We start from the raw sequence: 22846 nt of genomic DNA on the forward strand, positions 1-22846 counted from the left end.
CCGACCGAACACACATTCACAGCACCCCCGCAGCCCTGAAAGGACCTCCCGTGCTCAGCTACCTTGACCCGACGCAGCCCATCGAGCGCCGCGTAGACGACCTGCTCCCTCGAATGAGCGTCGCCGAGAAAGCTGGCCTGATGTTCCACCCCTCGACCGAGCCGCCCGGAGCGGACCTGTCGACACACGACGCCGAGGCCGCAGCTCAGCGCGACGTCGTCACGCGGGAAATCAGCCACTTCAACGTCTTTGGCGGCGACGACAGCGCAACCGTCGCCGCCTGGCACAACACCCTGCAAGACCTTGCTGCCAGCACGCGCCTCGGGATCCCGGTGACGCTGTCATCCGATCCGCGGCACGGGTTCCGCAGTAATCCCTTCACCGGCCAGTCGCTGGGCAGTCTGTCTCGATGGCCAGAAACCACCGGCATCGCGGCCATCCCAGGAACAGACGCGGTGCGCGCCTACGGCGAAACGATCCGTGCCGAGTTCCTCGCGATGGGGATCCGGGTGTACCTCGGCCCGATGGCGGATATCTTCACCGAACCCCGCTGGTCACGCGGCGCCGGCACGTTCGGTGAAGACCCCGAACGCGTCGCCGAACTCACCGCCGCATTCATCGAAGCCCTCCGCGGCGGACCTGAACTCGGATCGCAGTCAGTAGCAGCCGTCGTGAAGCACTTCCCAGGCGGTGGCCCGCAACTGCGCGGCGACGACGCACACGACGCCCGATACCCCGAGCAGGTTTACCCCGGCGGTCAGCAGGAACTCCACATCCGTCCCTTCGAACGCGCGTTCGCGGCCGGGGCGACCCAGGTCATGACGTACTACGGCAAGCCCGTCGGCACCGAGTGGGAAGAGGTCGGCTTCGCGTTCAACGCGCCCGTCGTGCAGGACATCCTGCGCCGTCGCCTCGGCTTCAACGGCATCGTCGTCACCGACTGGAACCTGCTCGAAAGCGACATGGTCGGTGACTACCTATTCGGACCCAACGGCTGGGGCCTGGAAGATCGCACACCCGCCGAGCGCGCCCGGATCGCGATCGGCGTGGGTGTCGACCAGTTCGGCGGGGACCGCAATACGGCCATCATCGAGGAACTCGTCGAGTCCGGGCTCGTCCCGGAGTCCCGCATCGATGAGTCCGTCCGGCGCATCCTGCGCGAGAAATTCCGCCTGGGCCTCTTCGAACAGCGCCAGGTCAACATTGAGCACGCCCGAGAGACCTGCGGCGCACCCGTGTACTTCGAACGAGGCGTCACCGCACAGCGAGACTCCCTCGTGCTGCTCTCCGACACCGCCGGAATCCTGTCCAACGACGCGACACTCTTCCTCGAGGGCTTCGAAGACTCCGATGGTCACCCCACGACGACCGACCCGACCACGGCAGACGCGGTAGTGGTGCGACTCGACGCACCCTTCGAACCAGGCCGAGGCTCGCTCGTCGCCGAGTACTTCCACGGCGGAACCCTGGCGTTCTCGACGGAAACCATCGAACGCTTGCAGGCGTACGCAGAACACGCACCGGTGTTCGTTTCAGTCTTCCTCGAACGGCCAGCGATCGTCGGACCGCTCATCGACCTCGGCGCCACAGTCATCGGGGAGTTCGGCGCTAGCGACCGCGTCGTCCTTGACGCGTTCTCGGGCAGGTCGGCGCTCACCGGGCAGCTGCCATTCGACATCCCATCGACCATGGCCGCGGTCGAAGCGTCGCGTGAGGACGTTCCCTTCGATACCTCCGAGCCTCGGTTCCGCACCGGCAGCGGAATTCGGCGACGCGCAGTCGCGGACAGCCGCCAGGAAGCCTGAAGCACGGATCCTCCACCGATCGCGCTCCCACCGACGGCGCGCCATTGCCGAGCAACAGCTGAGTCATGCAAAACAAGAAGGACTCCAACTCTCACGGGTTGGAGTCCTTCTTGCGTGTCCGGTAAACGATCGGCTACCGGGACCGTCTGAGCGCTCCGCGGCGAGGCGCAGTAGCGTCGACGCTCACGAGGGGTGGGTGTGCGAGCACGGGGGTTGGTCGTCTACTTCATCGCGGCCTGCCTGCTCCGCGGTGCCGATGCGGCCGCGATCATCGGTGTGGTCCTTGCTGCCCGTCCGGCTGGTGCCGGCGATGCCACCGGCCTTCTCGCCGCCTGCATCACCCTGCCCCACCTCGCGGGGCCGGTCGCCGCGCAGCTCCTCGACCGCGCCAGGTCCAAGAAGCTTGTCCTCGCCGGTGCGGGACTCGTCTACGGGTTCGCCCTCGCAGGTGCGATCTTCCTGCTCCCGATCACGCTCATGGGTGCTGCCGGCGGCCTCTTGATCGCGGGCTTGGCCGGGCCCCTCCTCACCGGTGGTCTCAGCAGTCAGCTCGCGGCGATCGTCGGCACCGACGAGCTCGCACGGCGACGTGCACAGGGGATGGACGCCTTCACCTACGGTGTCTCCGCCACGGCGGGCCCCGCCGTCATCGCCATCATGGCCACCGCTAGCGGCCCCGCTGCTGCGGTCCTCACCGCGGCCGGCGCCGCAGTCGTCGGAGGGTTCGTCGTGCTGGCTCTTCCCCGCGCAACCCAGCAGCCCGCCGACGGCGAAGCGACAGCATCGGTAGGACTGCGCGCTGCTCTCGGGATGCTCCTGCAATTACCGGGGCTGCGACGGACAACGATCGCCACCGCCGTGACAGCAGTCCCCCTCGGCGCTGTCCCGCTTCTCGCTGTCGGCACGGTCGACTCTCTCGACGCGTCCACCGCCTCGTCAGCTGTGCTCACCTCCGCCTACGGTGCGGGGAATCTCGCAGTGTCCTTGGTGCTGATCGTCCTACCGCTCCGCGGGCAGGCAGACCGGCTCATCCGCTGGGGCGTCATCGCCGTCGCTGTCGGGTTCACGCTCGGACTGACGATCTTCTCCGTCCCCGTCGGTGCTGCTGCTTTCGCGCTCCTCGGCGTCGCGACCGGGGTTCTCTTCACTGCGAGCCTCGCCGCTCGGGCAGCGTTCTCACCACCCGGCGCGGAAGCGCAGATCTTCGTCAGCATGGCCGGTATCAAGGTTGCGTGCTCCTCAGTCGGCACCGGTATCGCGGGCACCATCCTCGGCCTCGGCGGCCGCACGATGTTCGCAATCGCGGCCGCTCTGGCCCTCGCAACGCTCACCTACCTGCTCATCGACCGCCGGACGCAAGTGCCTCAATAGCCGATCGGCTATCGGGCGGCTGCGTCGGGTGCGTCTCGCGCTCGATTCGCCCGTACTGGGTGAGTCCGCTCTGGTGGTCCGGCCTCATCCTGGCCGTAGGTCGGCTCGTGCCGCTCTTGATCGAGCATGGAGGTTACCGATGACTGGATTCCCGCAGCGGCAGGTGCTTCCGATTCCCGCGAGCACACCGGACTTTCCGGCGACGTATGACGCGAAGGACCCCGATACCGCGTTCCCACCGATCGAACCGCTGCTGCCCCCGGAAGGGGCACCGAACGTGCTCATCGTGTTGATCGACGACTGCGGTTTCGGCGCGTCGAGCGCGTTCGGCGGTCCCATCGCCACCCCGACGTTCGAGCGCCTGGCGTCGGAGGGTCTCCGGTACACGCGGTTCCACACGACGGCGCTGTGCTCGCCGACGCGGGCGGCGCTGCTGTCCGGGCGGAACCACCACACGGTCGGGATGGGCGGGATCACCGAGATCGCGACCTCGGCTCCCGGCTACAGTTCGGTCCGGCCGAACGACTGCGCGCCGTTGGCGGAGACCCTGAAGCTCAACGGGTACTCGACCGCACAGTTCGGCAAGTGCCATGAGGTCCCCGTGTGGCAGACGAGTCCGATGGGCCCCTTCGACAGCTGGCCGTCGGGTGGCGGCGGCTTCGAGTACTTCTACGGGTTCATCGGCGGCGAGACCAACCAGTACGCGCCGGCGCTCTACCACAACACCACGCCGGTCGAGCCGGACCGGACACCCGAAGAGGGCTACCACCTCACCGAGGACCTCACCGATCGCGCGATCGACTGGGTGCGGCAGCAGAAGGCGTTGATGCCGACGAAACCGTTCTTCGCGTACTTCGCTCCCGGCGCGACGCACGCACCCCACCACGTGCCGAAGGAGTGGTCGGAGAAGTACCGGGGTCAGTTCGATGACGGGTGGGACAAGCTCCGGGAACGCACCTTCGCCCGGCAGCAGGAACTCGGAGTGGTGCCGGGCACCGCCGACCTCACCGCACGGCACGAGCAGATCCCGAGCTGGGACGAGATGCCCGACGACCTCAAGCCGGTCCTCGCGCGGCAGATGGAGGTCTACGCGGGCTTCCTGGAGCACACCGACCACCACGTCGGACGGCTCGTCGACGCCCTTGCGGAGCTCGACGTGCTCGATGACACCCTCGTGTACGTGATCGTCGGGGACAATGGCGCTTCGGCGGAGGGGGACGTGAACGGCTGCTTCAACGAGCTGATCAACCTCAACGGCGCCACCGCCATGCAGACACCGGAGTTCATGGCCGAGCGGATCGAGGACTTCGGCACCCCGGCGGCGTACAACCACTACGCGGTGGGGTGGGCACACGCGATGAACACCCCCTACCAGTGGACCAAGCAAGTCGCGTCGCACTGGGGCGGGACGCGGACCGGCACCATCGTGCGATGGCCGCACGGCATCGCGGCGGCCGGTGAGGTCCGTCACCAGTTCCACCACGTCATCGACGTCGCCCCGACCGTCCTCGAGATGGCGGGGATCCCCGAGCCGACCTTCGTGCACGGCGTGCAGCAGCATCCTTATGAGGGCGTCAGCATGGCGTATACGTTCGACGACGACCAGGCAGTGGAGCGGCGCCGGACGCAGTACTTCGAGATGTTCGTCAACCGAGGCATCTACCACCAGGGATGGACCGCGGTGACCCGGCACTCGGTTCCCTGGGACCAGGGGAAACCCTTGCCGCCGATCGACGACGACGTGTGGGAACTCTACGGCCCTGACGACTGGACGCAGGCGCACGACCTCGCCGCGACCGATCCCGAACGGTTGGCGCACCTCCAACGGAAGTTCCTACTCGAGGCGTCGAAGTACAAGGTGTTCCCCCTCGACGACCGACGCATCGAGCGGTTCAACTCCGACCTCGCCGGCCGGCCGACCCTCATCCACGGCAACCGGCAGGTGCTCTTCGGAGGCATGGGCCGGCTCACCGAGAACGTCGTGCTGAACGTCAAGAACAAGTCCCACGCGGTCACCGCCGATGTAATCGTGCCGGCGACGGGTGCAGAGGGAGTCGTGATCGCCCAGGGTGGTGCGTTCGGCGGGTGGAGCATGTACTTCCACGACGGTCGTCCCGCGTACTGCTACAACCTGTTCGGCATGCAGCGCACCACCGTCCGCTCCGACACCACCGTCAGCCCGGGACCGCACCAAGTTCGCGTTGAGTTCACCTACGACGGCGGTGGGCTCGGCAAGGGCGCGACCGTCGACCTGTACCTCGACGGCGCGCAGATCGCCTCGGGCCGCATCGACGCCACGGTGCCGCTGGCGTTCTCCGGCGACGAGACGATGGACGTCGGATCCGACACCGGCACACCGGTCAGCGACGACTACGACAGCCGCGGGAGCGTGTTCACCGGGAGCATCGACCGCGTCCAGATCGACCTCGGCGACGACGCCAACGACGCCGACCACCTGATCAGCCCGGAAGAACGCATGCGCATCATCACCACCCGGCAGTGACAGCCAGTGCCACTCAGAAGGTTGCTGAGCACGATCCCTCCAGATGCTTGTCCGCTGGAGGATCGGCTAACGATCAGGGTCGAAGGCGAGAACGTCGGTACCCGACTGAGGCGCTCACCAGGATGACCAAGGCGCAGCCGAGAGTGATCCACCCGAACACCCCAGGGGTGCTGCTCGCGAGGAGCACGACTGAGACTGCCCCGAACACGAGCCCGAGCAACAGGAACACCAGCCATAGCGCATTCGGTCGACTCATACCGGCAACCTAGCTGTCGCGCGTCGTAATGGTTCGTCCGCCACGGAACGCGTCCGATAGCCGGTCGATTACCGGACGCATTCGGCACGCAGCTCCTCGCCCTCTCTGCCATGATTCGCCCTAACCGGTCTGGCAGGCTGAAGGCGTGAGGGGTGGGATGCGGGAACGAGTGATCGTTTGGGCCCTGCCGGGCGCTGCTCTCGTGCTCTTGGCTGCGTGTGCTCTCTTGTGTGTGGTCGTATACCTGCACTTTGCCCGAATGGACGCCGCGTTCCCGGCAGACGGCCGAGGGGTGCTTCGAGCCCGAGCCCCGGAAGTCGTGGGTGCCACTGCGCTTCTGAGCCTCACGTGGATCACCTCGCTGCCGGTCGCCGTCGCGGCCACGCTCCTGGCCTCCGCGGCTCAGGACCGGTTCTACGCCGAAGGGGCTGCTCGCACGTTCGCTCAGATCGCCACTCTCATCGGGGTCGCCGGCTGTATCGGGGGTGTGGTCCTCGCCGTACTCGGATTCCTCTGGATCCTCACGACGTAGCGGGGCACCTCCGGCCCTGCACATCGTTCGGTTGACGATCGTCCATCGAGACAATGACCGGGCGCTGAGGGGCGGTAGCACCCACGGGAACCCGCCCAAGGCGCATCTACCCGGTAAGGATGCGTCCTAGCCCGCAGCGTGGCGAGGGTAGCTGCCCGTTCAAGCCGAGCCGGATCCGTAGGCATCACTTCGCTGCGGGCGATGTCGGAGGTCATCAACAGCGGTGTTCGATGACCCATGGGGGCTGTGACCGTCAGTGGTCCGTTCGACCTACTGCCGGCCCGGTGGTGTCGCGCCAGACAGGAGCGGCGACCGTGCCGTCCAGCGCTGTCGGCGCGGCACCGCGGAGTGCGTCGAGTAACCGACCCATGGCACGCTGCCCGAGGGATTCGTAGTCGACATCGACCGTGGTCAGCGCCGGCGACAGCCATGCCCCAAGCGGGTTATTGTCCCATCCAGTGACGCTGAGCCGGCCGGGAATCGACCACCCGCGTTCGACCGCACCGTGAACCGCACCGGCGGCCATCAGATCGTTAGCGGCGACCACTGCGGTCACTGGGGAGTCTTCGTCGAGGGCGAGCACGGCACGGCGTCCGGTCTCGGGATCCCAGTCCAAACCCCCCAACACCTCGTGAGAGGTCAGGCCCAGCCGACGGACGGACTCAAGGTAAACGCGTTCGCGATCGCGAGCAGCCGCGTACCGTCGGTCGCCTGCGATGTGCACGAAATCTCTGTGGCCGAGGGCTGCGAGCCCCTCAACGAGCGCCCCAATCGGTGCGGCATCCGCGAGTTCGCCAATAGTGTGGAGTTCGTCGTCGTAGTCGGGGGATACGACGGTCGGAATCCCTGGCGTCGTTGGCACACTTCCTGGGGGCAGAGCTGTCAAAATCAGCATGCCCTCGAACAGCCCGGACTCCGCGAGTTCGCGCGCGCGAGTGGCGCGCTCCTCGGCGGTGCCGTCCATGGTCACAGCGTCCGCCTGTCGTCCCTCCGCCCGCGCGGCTTCGCTCGCCCCGAGCAACATTCGCATTGCGCTCGTCGCCTCTCCATTCGGCAGTAGAACGGCGACACGGCCGGTCCGCCGGGTGCGCATCGCCCGCGCAGCGAGGTTCGGCTGGTAGTCAAGTTCCGCAATCGCGGCCTCAATCCTGGACCGAGTGAGCTCGCGCATGCCCTGGCCGTCGTGCCGGAGATACCGCGACACCGTCTGCCCGGAGACGCCCGCACGCGCTGCGACCTCCCAGATGGTCGCCCGCTTGGCGGGCGACGGGGTGGTGTTCATGGCGCGTGCCGCTCGCTCTCTGGACGTCCGATGCGTCCCTGCAAGATCCACTCTTGCACAAAAGTGATCGATCACCCATCATAGTGATCGATCACTTGCGAGTGATCGATCACTTGGACTCCGGTCCGATCGCCGTCATCAAGGGAGATGAGTGCTATGGCTGCACTAAACGCACGAAGGAAGCCGGTCGCATGACCGTGCAACAGGATGCGTCGCCCATCGCCGGCACCTCGGTCGTTGCAGCGCCTGCGCCGCGACGTACCGGCGGTTCGCGGTTGAAGGTGAAGCCGCCGCTCTGGTTCGCAGTCCCAGCACTCGCGGTGTTCGTTGCGGTCGTGATCTACCCCAACCTGCAGGGCTTCGGCTACTCATTCACGAACTGGGACGGCTTCAGCGCCATCGCGGACTTCGTCGGTCTGCAGAACTTCACCCAGCTCTTCTCGACCGGCAACTCGGCGCGGGCGATCATCAACACGTTCGTCCTCACCGCCGTCGTGACCGTCGCGCAGAACGTCATCGGGCTCTTACTCGCACTCGGCGTCAACTCGAACGTCAAGAGCAAGTACGTGCTGCGGCTCGTGTTCTTCTTCCCGGTGGTCCTGACCCCCATCGTCTGCGGCTACCTCTGGAAGTACCTGCTCACGCCGGAGGGCTCGCTGAACTCGACGCTGTCGGCGCTCGGACTCGGCAACCTCCAGCAGGACTGGCTCGGTAACCCGCACCTCGCTCTGTACTCGGTGTGTGCCGCGATCATCTGGCAGGGTGCCGGCTACTCGATGGTCATCTACATGGCCGGTCTTCAGGGCGTGCCCGAAGAACTGATCGAGGCGTCGGCGCTCGACGGTGCCGGGTCCTTCCGCCGGTTCTCGTCGATCACCCTCCCGCTCATTCGCGGCTCGATCGTCATCAACGTCCTGCTGACGGTGATCGGCAACCTCAAACAGTTCGACACGGTGTTCTCGATGACCGCCGGGGGTCCGTCCGGCGCCAGCGACACGATGGCGACGATCGTGTACCAGACCGCGTTCCAGTTCCAGCAGTACCCAATCGCCCTCGCCCAGGGCGTCGTCTTGACGATCATCGTCGGCGTCATCGGGTTCTTCCAGTACCGCCTCACCCAGCGGAAGGACGACGCATGAACCGCTACACCGGACGGTCGCTCGTCATCGAGATCGTGCTCATCGCGGTCGCAGCCCTCTTCATGATCCCGTTCCTCGTGCTCGTTTCCGTCGCGCTCCGCGACCCAAACGGCACGACCGGCTTCCTCGGGTTCACCTGGCCGTTGGAGTTCTCCAACCTCGCCACGGCGTTCACCCAATCGCAGATGGGGCCCGCGCTCGTCACGAGCCTCGTCATCACGGGCGTCTCGGTAGCCCTCGTGATCCTGGTCTCCGCGACGGCCGGGTACACCCTCGCGCGCCGCACCGAACGGTGGTCCAAGGGGATGTTCTACCTCTTCCTCACAGGGTTCCTGTTCCCCGGGCAGCTCGCACTCGTGCCGCTGTACCTGACGTTCAGCAAGCTCGGCCTCGTCGGTAACCCCGTCGCGGTAATCCTGATCGACACGGCGGCCAGCCTGCCGTTCGCGATCTTCCTCTACACGGCATTCCTCCGTGAACTCGCGCCGGACTACGAAGAAGCAGCGACCATCGACGGCGCCTCACCCTGGCGGATGTTCTGGTCGGTCGTGTTCCCGCTCGTCCGTCCCGTCACCGGGACCGTCGGCATCTTGTCGTCCCTCTCCATCTGGAACGACTTCCTCCACCCGCTCCTCTACCTGACCGGCGGGAGCAGCCGCACCGCGCCGCTCGCGGTCTACACGTTCGTCGGCGAGTTCAGCTCCAACTGGCCGCTCGTGTTCTCGGCCCTGATCGTCTCGGTCATCCCGATCTTGATCGCCTACTTCCTGATGCAGCGCTTCATCATGCGCGGCTTCGCATCAGGCCTCAAGGGCTGAACGCCCGCACCGCAGACGCACTACCCATCCCGAAAGGCACGACCATGTCAACGAAGACAACCATCCGGGGGATCGCCGCGATCTCTATGGCAACCGCACTCGTCGCCCTCGGCCTGACCGGCTGCTCCAGCGGTTCGAGCGCCGCGGACTCGAACACGCTCACCGTCGCCACCAACGGTCAGAACAAGGCCATCAACGCCGTGAAGGGCGCCTTCGAGAAGGCAAACCCCGGCGTGAATGTGGTCGTCAAGGACTACTCGCAGAACTACCGGACCGTAATCGGCGCACAGCTCACCGCCGGGAACGCCCCCGACCTGCTCGCCGTACCCGCAGGCGGCGGCAACAACATCAGCGCCCGCGGCGCCGGCGACAAGGGCTACTACGCGAACCTCAACGACCAGAGCTGGGCGAAAGACGTCTCCGACACCCAAAAGGAGCAGCTGTCCAACAGCAAGGGACAGCTCATGGCTGTCCCGGTGACCCTGTCGTCGATCGGTGGCGTCTACAACCACGGCGCCGTCGAGGCAGCCGGCCTCACCGTGCCCACGACCTGGGACGGCGTCCTTGACTTCTGCCGCGGCGCGAAGGCGAAGGGGAACGTGGCGTACGGCCTCGGCCTGTCCGATACCTGGACCGACCAGCTCATCCCCTACGCCCTCACAGCATCGCTCGTCTACGGACCCGATCCCGACTTCACCGCGAAGCAGGACGCGGGCAAGGCCACGTTCAGCGACTCCGCGTGGAAGAAAGCGCTGAACATGTACATGCAGATGGAGCAGGCGGGCTGCTTCAACTCCTCGCCGAATGGCACGCCGTACTCGTCCGTGCAGGACGCAATCCGGAAGGGCACCACCCTCGCGACCGTGACCGTCTCCAGCGAAACCGCAGCAATCAAGGCGGGAGGCCCCTCAGACCTCACCCTTGACTACGCCGCCTTCCCGGCGACGAACACGCCCTCCGACACCTACCTCGGCACCTCGAGCCTGGGCTTCGGTATCAACGCGAAGACCAACAACAAGGCCCTGGCCGAGAAGTTCCTCACCTACCTCGCCACACCGAAGGCGCAGATCGGATTCTCCAACACCTGGGGGGACGCGGCGGCGATGCCCGGAACGACCAAGCAGGACTCGCAGGTCAACAAAGTCGTCCAGCAGTTCGTAACCGAGGACAAGACCACCACCTGGCCCGACCGCAACTGGCCGACCGCAGCACTCGGCGCAGAACTGCCGACTGGCATCCAGGCGCTCTTCAGCGGCACCGGCACGGTGAAAGACATGCTCGCGAAGCTCGACGACCTGTACACCCAGGGCAGCTGACCGCCGCCGACGCGACCCGCACACCACGATCCGAAAGCCGAGCATGACCAAGCCGCAGCTGACCGCCCCGCCCCGACCTCTCCGTGGCCAATGGCGGCACCACCTCCTCGGACCTGACAGCGACCGGGTCGTCCCCACCGGGGTGCTGCAAACCTCGGGCGACGTCGACGTCCGCGACGCGTCCGGACCCATCACGCTGACGCGTGGAACGGACGGTCCAGACGCGGTCGTGGTCCTCGACCACGGCCGGAACATCGCGGGGGTGCCGTGGTACGACCTCGACGGGACACCCGGCGCGCAGCTCCTGGTCAGTTTCAGCGAGAGCGCGGCGTGGACCGGCCCCGACGGCGATCTCGAGGGCAGCCACAACGAGAGCGGCAATCGGCACCGGTGGGAGGAACTCGTCGTCAACGGCCCCGGAACCACTAGCACGGGACGCATCCAGGGCGGGCAGCGTTATCAACGGATCGCCCTCACCACGCCGGGCACGGTCACGATCCGTGCGCTATGGACGCAGTTCAGCGCCTTCCGACCTGGACCGGAGGAGCACCCTGGCTGGTTCCTGTCCAGCTCGGAACTCTTCAACCGGATCTGGTTTGAGGGGTCGTACACGGTGCAAATCAACTCCCTGCCGCCCGCAACGCTGCCGGAGCCGTGGATCGTGCACGATGGAGCGCTCGACGCGGACGGCGGGACCCTGGCCGTCCTCGACGGCGTCGACCTCGCCGACGGCACCGTCGAGTTCGACGTCCACCTCCTCTCCGGGGCTGCCGGCTGGATCGTCCGGGCGACGCCGTCGGGCACGGCGGGCTACCTCCTCACTGCTGAGGTCGATCCGGACCGACGGGCGGACGTGCTCGTGCGCATCTGGCACTTCGACGACAGCATCAACGATCGTGCGCAGGACCTCGACCGTCGGCTGTTCCCGATTACCACCACGCGGATCGAGTCCGTGGGCACGACCTCCGACTGGCTCCCCGTCCGCACCGAGCTCGCCGGCTCGGTCGTCCGCGTGTCCGTCGGCGGTGCCGTACCGATCGAGATCGACCTCGCCGAGGTGGCGGACGCTCCGCAGTACGCCACGGGCACCGTGGGCTTCCGGGTGGCATGGCTCGATCGGGCTCGCTTCCGCCATCTGCACGTAAGCGGCGACGGACCGTCTGGAGACCGTTCCGTCGACCTCGACCTCGACGACGCCGAGGACCTCGGCGCGTTCGTGGGCCCTGCGATCGGTCACCCGGATCCGCTGCCGCTCATTCTCGACGGCGGGAAGCGGGACCGGACGGTCTGGAGCGGTGACCTCATCGTGCAGATCCCGACCGTGTTCGCCACAACGGCGGCGGAGCCGTACGTCCGCGGATCGCTCGAGTACCTCAACGGCTACCAGGAGGCCTCCGGACAGTCGGCCGCCCGGGTCCCCCCGATCATGCCCGTCGCCGAGGCGCCCCGCGCCGGACAGACGTACTCGGCCGTCTACTCGATGCACCAGGTCACGAACATCGCGCTGTACCACCGGTACACCGGCGACCGGGCCTTCGCCGAGGCGCAGTGGCCGAGCGTCCTCCGCGAGCTCGACTTCGACCGCACGCTCCTCGACGACCGCGGGCTGATTGTCACCGACGAGGTGAACGGCCTCGATTGGGACTGGTACGACGGCCCGAAGATCGGAGCCGTGACCGCGTACAACGCCGCGTTCCACGCCACGCTTCAGAACGCGGCGGACCTCGCTGACGCGATCGGCGAGACGACGGAAGCCACGCGACTCCGCGCCGAGGCGGCCGCGCTCCGCACCGCGATCAACGAACACCTGTACGACGCCGAGCGGAACCGCTACCGGCTCTCCGACGTCCTGCCGGACAGCGTCGCACAGGACGGGACCGCGCTCGCCGTCGCGACGGGAGTGGTCCCGGACGGCGACGGCACTGCCGTGCTCACCGCGCTCGCGTCCGCGTTGCCCCAGACGCCGTACGGTCCGTCTCCGTTCTCCGCCGACACCGGGTTCCGCCACGCGGTCAGCCCGTACGTGGCGGACTCGCACCTCCGCGCCCTCTTCCAGGTGGGAGCAACCGAAGACGCGTTCGCGCTCCTCCGGCGGCTGTGGGGACACATGGTTACCGCCGACGTACACGCGGTCGGGACGACCTGGGAGCTCATCGCCCCGGACGGATCGCCCGGGTTCGGCGCGAAGACCAGCCTCGCCCACGGATGGGGCGCTGGAGCGACCGCCGCCCTGACGGCGCACGTGCTCGGCATCAGCCCGACCGCTCCAGGCTTCGCCCGGTGGCGGTTCGCACCTCAGCCCGGGGACCTCGACTGGGCCGAGGGGAGCGTACCGACCCCGCACGGGCCGATTGAGGCGGCGTGGGAGCGAGACGGCGACGGCCTTGTCATGACCGTCACCGCCCCGACCGACGGGACGGTTGTAGTCCCCACGCCACATCGAGGACGCTTCGCAAGCCTCTCCGGCGCCAACGAATCGGATACCTCGAACACCGGAGTCTCCGCCGACGACGGAGAGATCCACCTCCGCGCCGGTTCCCACCGCGTGACGATCCGATGACCGACCAGCGGACCACACCGACCCGGGCGGAAACAAGCACCGTGCTGACGCTCCTCGCGGACCGGCACGGGGGAGCGACCATCGCGGAGCGCGGTACGATCACCGCCATCGCGGTCGCAGACACCGAAGACCGCGCCGTCCTCCGCGCGGTCGGCGATCTGCACGCCGACCTCCGCTCCGTCACCGGTGGGGACACCGTCGCCTCGACGGACACCGACGACGCCCAGATCATCGTCGGAACGGTCGGGTCGAGCGCGATCATCGACCGGGCACTGGCCTCCGGCGACTTGACCCTCGACGGACTCGTCGACAACTCCGGGGTACTCCACTGGGAAGGGTACGTCCTGCGCGAGGTAGCCGGTCGCCTCTGGATCATCGGGACGGACCGACGTGGCACGATCTACGGCGTCTACGCTCTCGCCGAGGCGGCCGGGGTCTCACCGTGGCACTGGTGGGCGGACGTCCCCGACCGGCGACGCGACCACGTGACGGTCGCGGTCGGCTCTCTCGTCGCCGACCACCCCTCCGTGCGGTACCGCGGTCTCTTCCTCAACGACGAAGAGGAACTCGATGCTTGGGCCCGGGCGCACACAGCAGACGGCACCATCGGACCGGAGACCTACGAGCGTGTCTTCGAGTTGCTGCTGCGGCTGCGCGCGAACTACATCTGGCCCGCGATGCACGTCAACGCCTTCAACGCCGACGCTCGCAACGGTCACCTCGCCGACGCGATGGGGATCGTCGTCGGCACCAGCCACTGCGACATGCTCCTCCGGAGCAACCAGCACGAGTGGGAGGCGTGGCAGGAGACGAACGACCGAACATCCGTGGAGTACGACTACTCGATCCCCGACGGCAACCGATCCGCGCTGCAGGAGTACTGGCGTGGGAGCGTGGAGCAGAACCGTGGCCATGACGTCACCTGGACACTGGGTATGCGTGGCGTCCACGACTCCGGGTTCGCCACCCGCGCCATCGACGAGGCGGACCTCACCGACAACGAGCGTGCCCGCGCCCGTGTTGACCTCCTGAGCACCGTCATCCGCGATCAGCGACGGCTCCTGACCGAGAGCCTGCCGGAGGGCGCGCGACCGGTGCAGACCTTCGTGCCGTACAAGGAGGTCCTCGACCTGTACGACGCCGGCCTTGAGGTGCCGGAGGACGTGACGATCATCTGGTCCGACGACAGCTTCGGGCACATTAGACGGTTCCCGGACGCGGACGAACTGCGCCGCCCGGGCGGTCACGGTCTCTACTTCCATTCCTCGTACTGGTCGCCGCCGTCGCGGAGCTACCTCTGGATCTCCTCGCAGCCCCTGGCGCAGATGCGGCACGAGCTGCGCAAGGCGTGGGACCGGGGAATCCGCACGCTGTGGGTCAACAACGTCGGTTCGCTTAAGCCGCTCGAACTGGACGCCGAGTTTTTCCTCCGCAGCGCCTGGGAGGCCGGTCGCGAGACGTCGACCGCGGATACGACGGAGTATCTCGCGACGTGGATCGACGGCACCTTCACCGGCGGACTCGGGACTCGTTTGGCACCGGTGCTCGAGACCTGGGCGGAGGCGAGCCACGTCCGGCGGGTCGAACACCTGGCGAGCCGGGCGTTCTCGCAGACTTGCCACGGTGACGAGGCAGCACGCCGGCTCCGTGTCCTCCATGATGCGTATACGACCGCTTGCGCGACGATGGCGGACCTGCCCGCCGCCGAGCGGGGCTCCTTCCTCCAGCTGATCGGCATTCGGGTGGCGGCGACCTACCTCACCAGCGCGCAGCACTACTTCGCCGACCGCAGCACGGCAGCATCCGCCCAGGGGAAGGCGCAGGCCGCCGACCACGCCGTCGACCAGGCGAACCGGTTCGACCTGCTGCGCCGCCGAGCCATCCGGGCGTACAACGCGTCGGCGGCCGACGGAAAATGGGAGGGCATCATGACGCCCGACGACTTCCCGCCGCCGGCGATCGCCCAGTTCCCGCCGGCGACACCGTCGCTCGTCGTCGGGGGCCCCGGACTCGGCGTGGTCGTGTGGGGGCAGGAGCCCGGCGCCGGCCCGCAGCCCCTGCGGTTCGCGTCGCACGCACGCTCGCCGAAGTGGATCGAGGTGTTTACCACCGGCAGCGGCGAGATCCCCTTCACGATCGAGGCCGATCCGTGGATCGAAGTCGCCGTGTCGTCCGGACGTGTCCGGACCGAACAACGCATCGCCGTCGACGTCCGGTCGGCGGACGCCGACGGTCCGCGCACCGGAACGCTCACGGTCACCGACCGCGACTCGGGATCGGTGGTCCGGGTCGACGTGGTCCTCGACGTCCACCCGGAGAGCTCGGCACTCGACGACGGGGTGCACATCGAGACGGACGGTGTCGTGTCGATCCCCGCCGCGGCCGCACAGATCGGACCCGGTTGGCGTGCGCTCACCCGCCCCGGTCTGGCCGGAGGCGACCCGCTCGAGGCCACCGCTGCCGGCTCCGTGCTGAACGCTGGGCAACCGGCGCTGTACCGGTTCGTCCTGACGACGGCGGGAGCCCACCGGCTCGACCTCCATCGGCTCCCGAGCCTGGAGGCGACCGGCCGCATCCGTGTGGGTGTGCAGGTGGACGACCGTCCCATCATGGTGATCGAGTCGCCGACCACCGACGAGTACCGGGGTACCTGGGAGACGATGGTCGTCGAGCAGGTGGAGCGCCTGTCCCTTCGGCTCCCGTTCCTGTCTGCGGGGGATCACGTCCTGCTGGTGCACGCGATCGACCCGGGCTTCGTGTTCGCGCGTCTCGTCGTCTCCACCGACAACCGCCCGCGGCCCGCGCTCGGGGCTCCCACGTCACCCACGCGGACCGCCGTCTCCGTCCCCGCGGACCCCGCTCCCGACGAGTTCGACCCCCGGGTGGCTGAGCGGGTGGGGGTCCGAGCGGGCCTGCTTTGTGCGGACAACGTCCCGGGACCAACACTCGTGCACGTCCCGCGGTCGTACTGGTCGGCTGAGACCACCTTCACGCGGAACGTAACCACGCGGGGGCAGGGGCGCTTCGCGCCGTCGGCGTTCGACGAGGACGGCCGTGCGATCGACCGTCTCGCGTCGCTCCCCACCGGGCCCGTTCGCGAGACCGACGGGGAAATCGCCATCGACCTCGCCTGGGCACTGGGCCGGTCCAGCGCCGCGTGGACCACCCCGGAGCTCGACGGTGGCGCTCGCTGGACCGTCACGCAGGCGCGCCCGGGCGGCCCCGCCCGCCTCGCGCTGCACGTTGACGCGCCCGGCCGCCGGTGGGACGACCCCTCGACGGCACCGGGGATCCACGTCGACGTGGTGGTCGAGCACGACGGCCGGTTCCGCACCTGGGCGCTGGTGGCGTTCGACGCCGACACTGACGACTCATTCCACCTCGCGGTGGATGGGACGCCACTCCCGGTGTCCGACCAATTCAGCGGTGGCGACATGTTCGCGTTCGGCATCGCCGGGACGTGGGTGTGGGTGGAGATCACCGACCTCACGCTCTCCGCCGGCCGCCACACGGTGTCGGTCCTCGCGCGCAAGGGCGGCCTCCGGGTCGACCGGCTCCTCCTGACCACCGACGACCGTCCGACGCCGGCTGATCGTGCCTGGCCGTCGACCTGACCGACCATCCGAACCCCGCGTCGACGACGACGCCTGAGAAAGGGAACCTCCGATGCATCTCCGACGAACAGCAGCGCACAGGGTCGTGCTCGTCACGGCACTCATTACCGGCATCACGATCGCCGCACCGGCGTTGTCCGCAGCCGCGGATACGACGGTGCCGGCGTCCAGCACCGACAGCACCACGACCGCACCCGCTCCGGACCGCGTCCGCGACGACCTCGGCCAGCTCTCCGCCTCAGTCGCGGCGCTCGATGCCGGCGACTTCACGATCGCCTCGTGGCGGAAGTTCGCACCGGTGCGGACCACCGCCGCGGCCATCGCGGCGAGCGATGCTGACGCGGCCACCCGGACGGCCGCGTACGACCGCCTGCGTGCGGCGAAGCAATCGCTCGTCGATGTCTCCGGTCTACGGCAGGACGTCGTGACCTACGGCGCACGCCAGCAGTCGGACCACACGCCCGAGAGTTGGCGGCCCTTCACCCTCGCGCTCCACCACGCCCGGAGCCTGCTGAAGGCCGTCGGCCCGAGCGCGAGGGCCGTCGTCGCGGCCAAGGACGAGCTCCTCGCCGCCGCTGGCCGTCTCGCGACCATCGACCAGGGCACGCTCGGCACGATCCGCAACGACGAGTTCTGGAAGGACACCGACGGCAACCCGATCTACTCCCAAGGCGGCGGGGTGTTCCGCTTCGGCGACACCTACTACTGGTATGGGGTGAAGTACACCGGTGCCGTCAAGTACTACGAGAACCCCACGAACCTCAACGCCGATACCGTGTTCGATGCGATCACGGTGTACTCCTCCCAGGACCTCGTGCACTGGAAGTTCGAGAACGAGGTGGCGACGCCCGAGACTCCGGTGTACATCTCGAACGAGCAGGACCCGACACCGAACTCGTTCTCGAAGATGGACGACCTCGGAGATACCTCCTGGCTTGGCCGACTCGGGGTGACCTACAACGAGCACACCGGCAAGTACACGATCATCTCCCAGATGGGGAACAAGTACGGCGTGAAGGGGACGGACAGCGCCGAGTTGTTCCTGCAGAGCGACTCGCCGACGGGCGACTTCCATTACGCGGCGATCCAGATCGGCATCCAGGGCATCGCTTACCAGAGCACCGGCGACCAGACCGTGTTCACCGACGACGACGGAAGCGACTACCTGGTGTACTCAAAGCCGTCCGGACGTGAGACCCAGTTCGTCAGCAAGATCTCGGACGCCGACTCGTTGAGCATCGGCGCCGGCACTCAGATCGGTTCGGTCCCGGCCGGGCGGGAGGGCAACACGATGTTCAAGGCGAACGGTCACTACTACGTCGCCAGCTCTGACCTGCACGGCTGGAACGCATCGACCACGCACATCATCCGCTCCGTCGGTGACAGCATCACTGGCCCGTACACCGCCGACGCCGTGCTCGACGGCTCCCAACAGGACTACAGCCACGTCAGCCAGAGTGGCTTCTTCGTCACGGTGCACGGCACGACGCAGGACACCGTGGTTTACGCCGGAGACCGCTGGTCCGACTTCGCGTGGAACGGACTCGGCTACAACGTGTGGGAGCCACTCACCATCGACGCCGACGGCACACCGCACTTCAACTCGTTCAGCGAGTGGGGCCTGAACGCCACCACCGGCGCGTGGCAGGTTGGAGCCGGCAACAACGTCGTCCGCAACCCCGACTTCGACGCCGACCGGGTGTCCGTCCCGTCCATTACCGGCTGGACGACGACCGCGGACCCCGGCACGACCAACGCTGCATTCGTCACCAACAGCACCCCTGGCGCCGACAACTCCCGGTGGTCCGGCAAGCTCCGCAGCGCCGCACCGTTCTCGGGCGCGCTGAGCCAGACGGACTCGGTGCCCGCCGGTGACTACCGGCTGACGTTCACGTCGCAGGTGACCGGCACGCTCGACCACGCCCGCGTCCGTGTCACCGGCGCGGACGGAACCGAGTACTCGCTCGACCTGGCCGACGGTGCCGCGGGTTGGACCGACCGCACGCTCGACGGCATCCGTCTGCCCGCCGGAGCGATGACCATCCGCTTCGAGGCCGGTGGCACGGGATCGGCGAACGCGCTGCTGTTCGACTCGATCCGCCTTGTGCGCACGGAAGGATGAGGGCCGTGACGACCGACAGGATCTGGTACGGCGGCGACTACAACCCGGAACAGTGGCCGAGCGACGTCTGGGACGAGGACGTCCGTCTCATGCAGCGGGCCGGGGTGACGGTCGCGACTGTCGGCGTGTTCTCGTGGGCGAAGCTCGAGCCGCGCGACGGGTATTTCGCCTTCGACTGGCTCGACGACGTGCTCGGCCGGCTGCACGCGGGCGGCATCGGGGTCGACCTCGCGACCGCCACCGCCTCGCCGCCGCCCTGGCTGACGACGGCCCACCCCGACGTTTTGCCCGTCACCGCGGACGGCGTCACGCTGTCAGTCGGCAGCCGACAGCAGTACTCGCCGAGCTCCGCGACCTACCGTCGGTACGCGGACCGGTTGGTGCGGGCGATCGCCGAGCGGTACCGCGACCACCCAGCACTTGTCGCCTGGCACGTGAATAACGAGCTCGCGTGTCACGTGCCGTACGACCACTCGGATGAGTCCGCCAAGGCGTTCCGGACCTGGCTCCAGGACCGCTACGGCGACCTCGACACCCTCAACGAGGCGTGGGGCACCAGCTTCTGGTCACAGGCCTACTCGGACTGGCAGGAGGTCGTCCCACCGCGAGCGGCGCCGACCTTCCTGAACCCGACGCAGCTGCTGGACTGGGACCGGTTCTCGTCGGACGCGTGGCTCGGCGTCCTCCGGGCCGAGGCCGCGATCCTCCGCGAAGTCAGTCCCGGCGTCCCCGTGACGACCAACTTCATGGGGCTCTATAAGCCGTCCGACTACTGGGCGTGGGCGCGTGAGGTCGACTTCGTCTCCGACGACCACTACGTCGACCCGGCCGAACCCGACGCCCATGTCCGGGCCGCGCTCACCCGCGACCTGATGCGGTCGCTCGGCGCCGGGAAGCCGTGGATCCTCATGGAACAGGCCACGAGCGCCGTGAACTGGCGGCCCCAGAACGCGGTCGTCCCGGCCGGATGGCACCGCACGCTGTCGCTCCAGGCGGTGGCCCGTGGGGCCGACGGCGTGATGCAATTCCAGTGGCGGCAGTCCCGGGCGGGAGCGGAGAAGTTTCACTCTGCGATGGTGCCGCACGCCGGCACGGACACCCGGGTGTTCCGCGAGACCGTGGAGCTCGGTGCCGACCTCGCGGACCTGGCGGACGTGGTCGGGACGACGCTCACGGCGGACGTCGCGATCGTCCTCGACTGGGACAGCTGGTGGGCAATCGAGCAGCAGGCGACGCCCGCACAGCTCGACTACGCTGCGATCGTCCGACGCTGGTACACCGTGCTGTGGCGACGTGGCGTACTCGTAGACTTCGTCTCGCCCAGCGGCGACCTCGGCGGATACCGGGTGGTCGTGGCGCCGGCCGTACAGGTGCTGCCCGCGGCCGCGCAGCAGAACCTCGCGTCGTTCGTCGACGACGGCGGGGAACTCGTCGTCGGATACCAGACGGGCATCCTCGACGAGCGACTCCGCGCCGTCCTAGACGGGTACCTCGGCGCGCTCCAGCGGGTCCTCGGGGTGCACGTCGAGGAGTTCGCACCGGCGGCGGCACCGGCGGGCGGGACGCTCCCGGCGTTCAGGATCGACGGACTCGCCGGCGGCGAGGCGACCGAGTGGGGTGAGGTCGTCCGGGTGCACGACGCCGAGGTGCTCAGCACGTTCGCGGGCGGATTCCTCGACGGGCTGCCGGCCATCACCCGTCGGCCGGGCGCCGCTGGCGGCAGCGCCTGGTACGTGGCGACCGCACCGTCCGACCTCGACACTTTGGTCAAGGCTGTCCTGGAGCACGCTGCGGTTTCGGTTCCGTGGCCGCCGCTACCCGAGGGGACCGAACGCGTCCGCCGCGGACCGGTCGAGTTCCTGCTGAACCACACGGCCCGTGCCGTGACGGTCGACGGCGTCACCGTCGACCCGTTCAATGCGATGGTCCGCCGTCACGGCAGTTCTCCGTCAACTTCCGCGCCCACCGGGTCGCCATGGTCGCCGAAGCCGCACTCATGCGGAAGTCCGGAGGGGGCGTGATCATCAACACGTCTAGTATCGGCAGCCGCCGCGCCGTACCGCCCCTGCCGGCGTATGGGCGATGAAGCGTGCACTGAACAGCGTCACAGAGACCGTAGCTGTCACCTGGGCAGCGGAGGGGACCCGTGTGAACGGCATGACGCCCGGCGGGACCACGACGGAGATGATGGACGAGTGGGAGAAAAAGACCCCGGGCATCATCGACGCGAACAACGCCGCCAACCCTGTAGCTGTTGATCCTGATTGAGACGGTACGAGCAATTGCGAAGAGCGAACCGTGCGCTTTAGGTCGCGCCCAGTTACGCTTCCGGGAAGTAGCGCTGCCGTCATTTCCGCAGGCTCCGACACCGTGTGGCCCGGCGTCGCGTAGGTACCGAAGCCGCGTGGAAAATCTTGACAGAACTGGTGGCAGGACATGACAGCGAAGCATGTGATCAAGTCCCTCACGACGGAGACCTTCCCCGCGTGGAGAGCCCTCGCGGCGAAGCACAACGGGGTCTGGGGTGGGTGCTACTGCTCCTACTTCCACGGCGACACCGATGCCACGGTCAAGAGCGAGCACGACCGAGCGACCTTCAAGGAACGCCTCGTCGGCGAAGGGATCGCGCACGCCGCGCCGGTGTTCGACGGCGATGACGCGATCGCGTGGTGCCAGTTCGGCAGCCCGGTGGAGCTTCCGAACATCTACCACCGCAAGCAGTACGACGCTGGCGAACCCGCACCACCGCCGTGGCGGATCACCTGCTTCTTCGTGGACCGCGACCACCGTCGGTCCGGTGTCGCTCGTGAGGCGCTGGACGGTGCACTCGCGTTGATCGCGGAGGCCGGTGGCGGCGAGGTCGTATCGTTCCCGAACGAGCTCGCGCCCGGCAAGCGCACGTCGTCGTCGTTCCTGCACAACGGCACCAGGGCGATGTTCGAACAAGCCGGTTTCACATTCGAGCGCCACATCGGGAAGAGCAAGACGGTGATGCGGAAGACCGTCTCGGCGGCCGCTAGTCGGACCACGGTGTGAAGCGCGGCGGAGGTTCGTTTGTCGGCCTCGCATTTCGACGATGCTCTGCCGCGATCACCGGCGCAGAGCATCGTCGAGGAACCGATTTGCCATACCGAGTTCAGGCTCTCTCGGACGGCGGCGCCGACGCGACCCGCTAGCGCTGTCCGCCGGAGACGAGGCTCACGTCTCCGGTGACCGGATGCTCGACAGTGTGCTGCGGGGGGTGCGGACGGACCGAGTCCAGCGGGAGTCGGCCTTCCAGCAGCAGCCAGGGCTGTGCTCGGCGGTTTCAGCGCGCGGGTTCGCTGCTGCGGTCGGCGGCGAGGGACACGAGGAGGCGGATCTTGTCGGCGCTGTCGCTGTCCGCGTCCGGGTAGTAGACGACCAGAAGCAGCCCACCGACGGGGAACTTCTCCCGGTGCATCTGCATCGTTCCCACGGTCGGGTGATGGATGACGGCGGAGTTCCCGGCGAGTTGCCGTACATCCTGGCGTGCCCAGATTGATCGGA

15 protein-coding genes are annotated in these 22846 nt (G+C 67.8%); 13 read left to right on the top strand and 2 right to left on the bottom strand.

Annotated elements, in window-relative coordinates:
• Positions 1 to 50 precede the first annotated feature (50 nt).
• The 4 genes from EDF27_RS18560 (at position 51) to EDF27_RS18575 (ending at position 6467) form a co-directional block, all read left to right on the top strand.
• Positions 51 to 1805, top strand: coding sequence for a glycoside hydrolase family 3 N-terminal domain-containing protein (locus EDF27_RS18560; protein WP_132050444.1), 1755 nt, complete (start codon positions 51 to 53; stop codon positions 1803 to 1805).
• 198 nt (positions 1806 to 2003) lie between these two features.
• Positions 2004 to 3176 (top strand): hypothetical protein, encoded by a 1173-nt coding sequence (locus EDF27_RS18565; RefSeq protein ID WP_132050446.1) that lies wholly within the window; start codon positions 2004 to 2006, stop codon positions 3174 to 3176.
• 163 nt (positions 3177 to 3339) lie between these two features.
• Positions 3340 to 5679, top strand: a complete 2340-nt coding sequence (locus EDF27_RS18570; protein ID WP_279433197.1) for an arylsulfatase — start codon at positions 3340 to 3342, stop codon at positions 5677 to 5679.
• A 515-nt stretch (positions 5680 to 6194) separates the two neighbouring features.
• Positions 6195 to 6467, top strand: coding sequence for a hypothetical protein (locus EDF27_RS18575; RefSeq protein WP_132050450.1), 273 nt, complete (start codon positions 6195 to 6197; stop codon positions 6465 to 6467).
• 253 nt (positions 6468 to 6720) lie between these two features.
• On the opposite strand, the gene EDF27_RS18580 is transcribed toward EDF27_RS18575, so the two are convergent.
• Positions 6721 to 7749: a LacI family DNA-binding transcriptional regulator gene (locus EDF27_RS18580; protein ID WP_165931568.1), complete on the bottom strand. Its 1029-nt coding sequence runs from the start codon at positions 7747 to 7749 to the stop codon at positions 6721 to 6723.
• 191 nt (positions 7750 to 7940) lie between these two features.
• Here EDF27_RS18580 and EDF27_RS18585 point away from each other — a divergent pair, with 191 nt between their 5' ends.
• From EDF27_RS18585 to EDF27_RS18625, 9 genes are all read left to right on the top strand, one after another.
• Positions 7941 to 8888, top strand: a complete 948-nt coding sequence (locus EDF27_RS18585; protein ID WP_132050452.1) for a sugar ABC transporter permease — start codon at positions 7941 to 7943, stop codon at positions 8886 to 8888.
• On the top strand, positions 8885 to 9706 hold the full coding sequence (locus EDF27_RS18590; protein ID WP_132050454.1) for a carbohydrate ABC transporter permease: 822 nt from the start codon (positions 8885 to 8887) through the stop codon (positions 9704 to 9706). Before EDF27_RS18585 ends, EDF27_RS18590 begins: the two co-directional genes overlap by 4 nt.
• Before the next feature lie 44 nt (positions 9707 to 9750).
• Positions 9751 to 11022: an ABC transporter substrate-binding protein gene (locus EDF27_RS18595; protein WP_132050456.1), complete on the top strand. Its 1272-nt coding sequence runs from the start codon at positions 9751 to 9753 to the stop codon at positions 11020 to 11022.
• A gap of 43 nt (positions 11023 to 11065) precedes the next feature.
• Positions 11066 to 13582, top strand: a complete 2517-nt coding sequence (locus EDF27_RS18600) for an alpha-L-rhamnosidase C-terminal domain-containing protein (RefSeq protein WP_132050458.1) — start codon at positions 11066 to 11068, stop codon at positions 13580 to 13582.
• Positions 13579 to 17196, top strand: coding sequence for a glycosyl hydrolase 115 family protein (locus EDF27_RS18605; RefSeq protein WP_132050460.1), 3618 nt, complete (start codon positions 13579 to 13581; stop codon positions 17194 to 17196). Before EDF27_RS18600 ends, EDF27_RS18605 begins: the two co-directional genes overlap by 4 nt.
• 52 nt (positions 17197 to 17248) lie before the next feature.
• A complete protein-coding gene (locus tag EDF27_RS18610) occupies positions 17249 to 19318 on the top strand; it encodes a family 43 glycosylhydrolase (RefSeq protein ID WP_132050462.1) in 2070 nt (689 codons plus the stop codon).
• Between the two features lie 5 nt (positions 19319 to 19323).
• Positions 19324 to 21339 (top strand): beta-galactosidase, encoded by a 2016-nt coding sequence (locus EDF27_RS18615; protein ID WP_207909662.1) that lies wholly within the window; start codon positions 19324 to 19326, stop codon positions 21337 to 21339.
• Between the two features lie 61 nt (positions 21340 to 21400).
• Positions 21401 to 21586 (top strand): SDR family oxidoreductase, encoded by a 186-nt coding sequence (locus EDF27_RS19980; protein ID WP_207909663.1) that lies wholly within the window; start codon positions 21401 to 21403, stop codon positions 21584 to 21586.
• 168 nt (positions 21587 to 21754) lie between these two features.
• Positions 21755 to 22354: a GNAT family N-acetyltransferase gene (locus EDF27_RS18625; protein WP_132050466.1), complete on the top strand. Its 600-nt coding sequence runs from the start codon at positions 21755 to 21757 to the stop codon at positions 22352 to 22354.
• A 271-nt stretch (positions 22355 to 22625) separates the two neighbouring features.
• Here the strand turns inward: EDF27_RS18625 and EDF27_RS20165 are convergent, their stop codons facing one another.
• Entirely contained in the window at positions 22626 to 22838 is a 213-nt protein-coding gene (locus EDF27_RS20165; protein ID WP_347812808.1) for a hypothetical protein, read from the bottom strand.
• Between the last annotated feature and the right edge of the window lie 8 nt (positions 22839 to 22846).

Origin of the sequence: Curtobacterium sp. PhB136, assembly GCF_004346855.1 — a bacterium.
Classification (GTDB): Bacteria; Actinomycetota; Actinomycetes; order Actinomycetales; family Microbacteriaceae; genus Curtobacterium.

Coding starts and splice junctions, on each gene's coding strand:
- EDF27_RS18575 (WP_132050450.1), top strand. CDS start 6,195: ATGGACGCCGCGTTCCCGGCAGACGGCCGAGGGGTGCTTCGAGCCCGA.
- EDF27_RS18580 (WP_165931568.1), bottom strand. CDS start 7,749: ATGAACACCACCCCGTCGCCCGCCAAGCGGGCGACCATCTGGGAGGTC.
- EDF27_RS18585 (WP_132050452.1), top strand. CDS start 7,941: ATGACCGTGCAACAGGATGCGTCGCCCATCGCCGGCACCTCGGTCGTT.
- EDF27_RS18590 (WP_132050454.1), top strand. CDS start 8,885: ATGAACCGCTACACCGGACGGTCGCTCGTCATCGAGATCGTGCTCATC.
- EDF27_RS18595 (WP_132050456.1), top strand. CDS start 9,751: ATGTCAACGAAGACAACCATCCGGGGGATCGCCGCGATCTCTATGGCA.
- EDF27_RS18600 (WP_132050458.1), top strand. CDS start 11,066: ATGACCAAGCCGCAGCTGACCGCCCCGCCCCGACCTCTCCGTGGCCAA.
- EDF27_RS18605 (WP_132050460.1), top strand. CDS start 13,579: ATGACCGACCAGCGGACCACACCGACCCGGGCGGAAACAAGCACCGTG.
- EDF27_RS18610 (WP_132050462.1), top strand. CDS start 17,249: ATGCATCTCCGACGAACAGCAGCGCACAGGGTCGTGCTCGTCACGGCA.
- EDF27_RS19980 (WP_207909663.1), top strand. CDS start 21,401: ATGAAGCGTGCACTGAACAGCGTCACAGAGACCGTAGCTGTCACCTGG.
- EDF27_RS18625 (WP_132050466.1), top strand. CDS start 21,755: ATGACAGCGAAGCATGTGATCAAGTCCCTCACGACGGAGACCTTCCCC.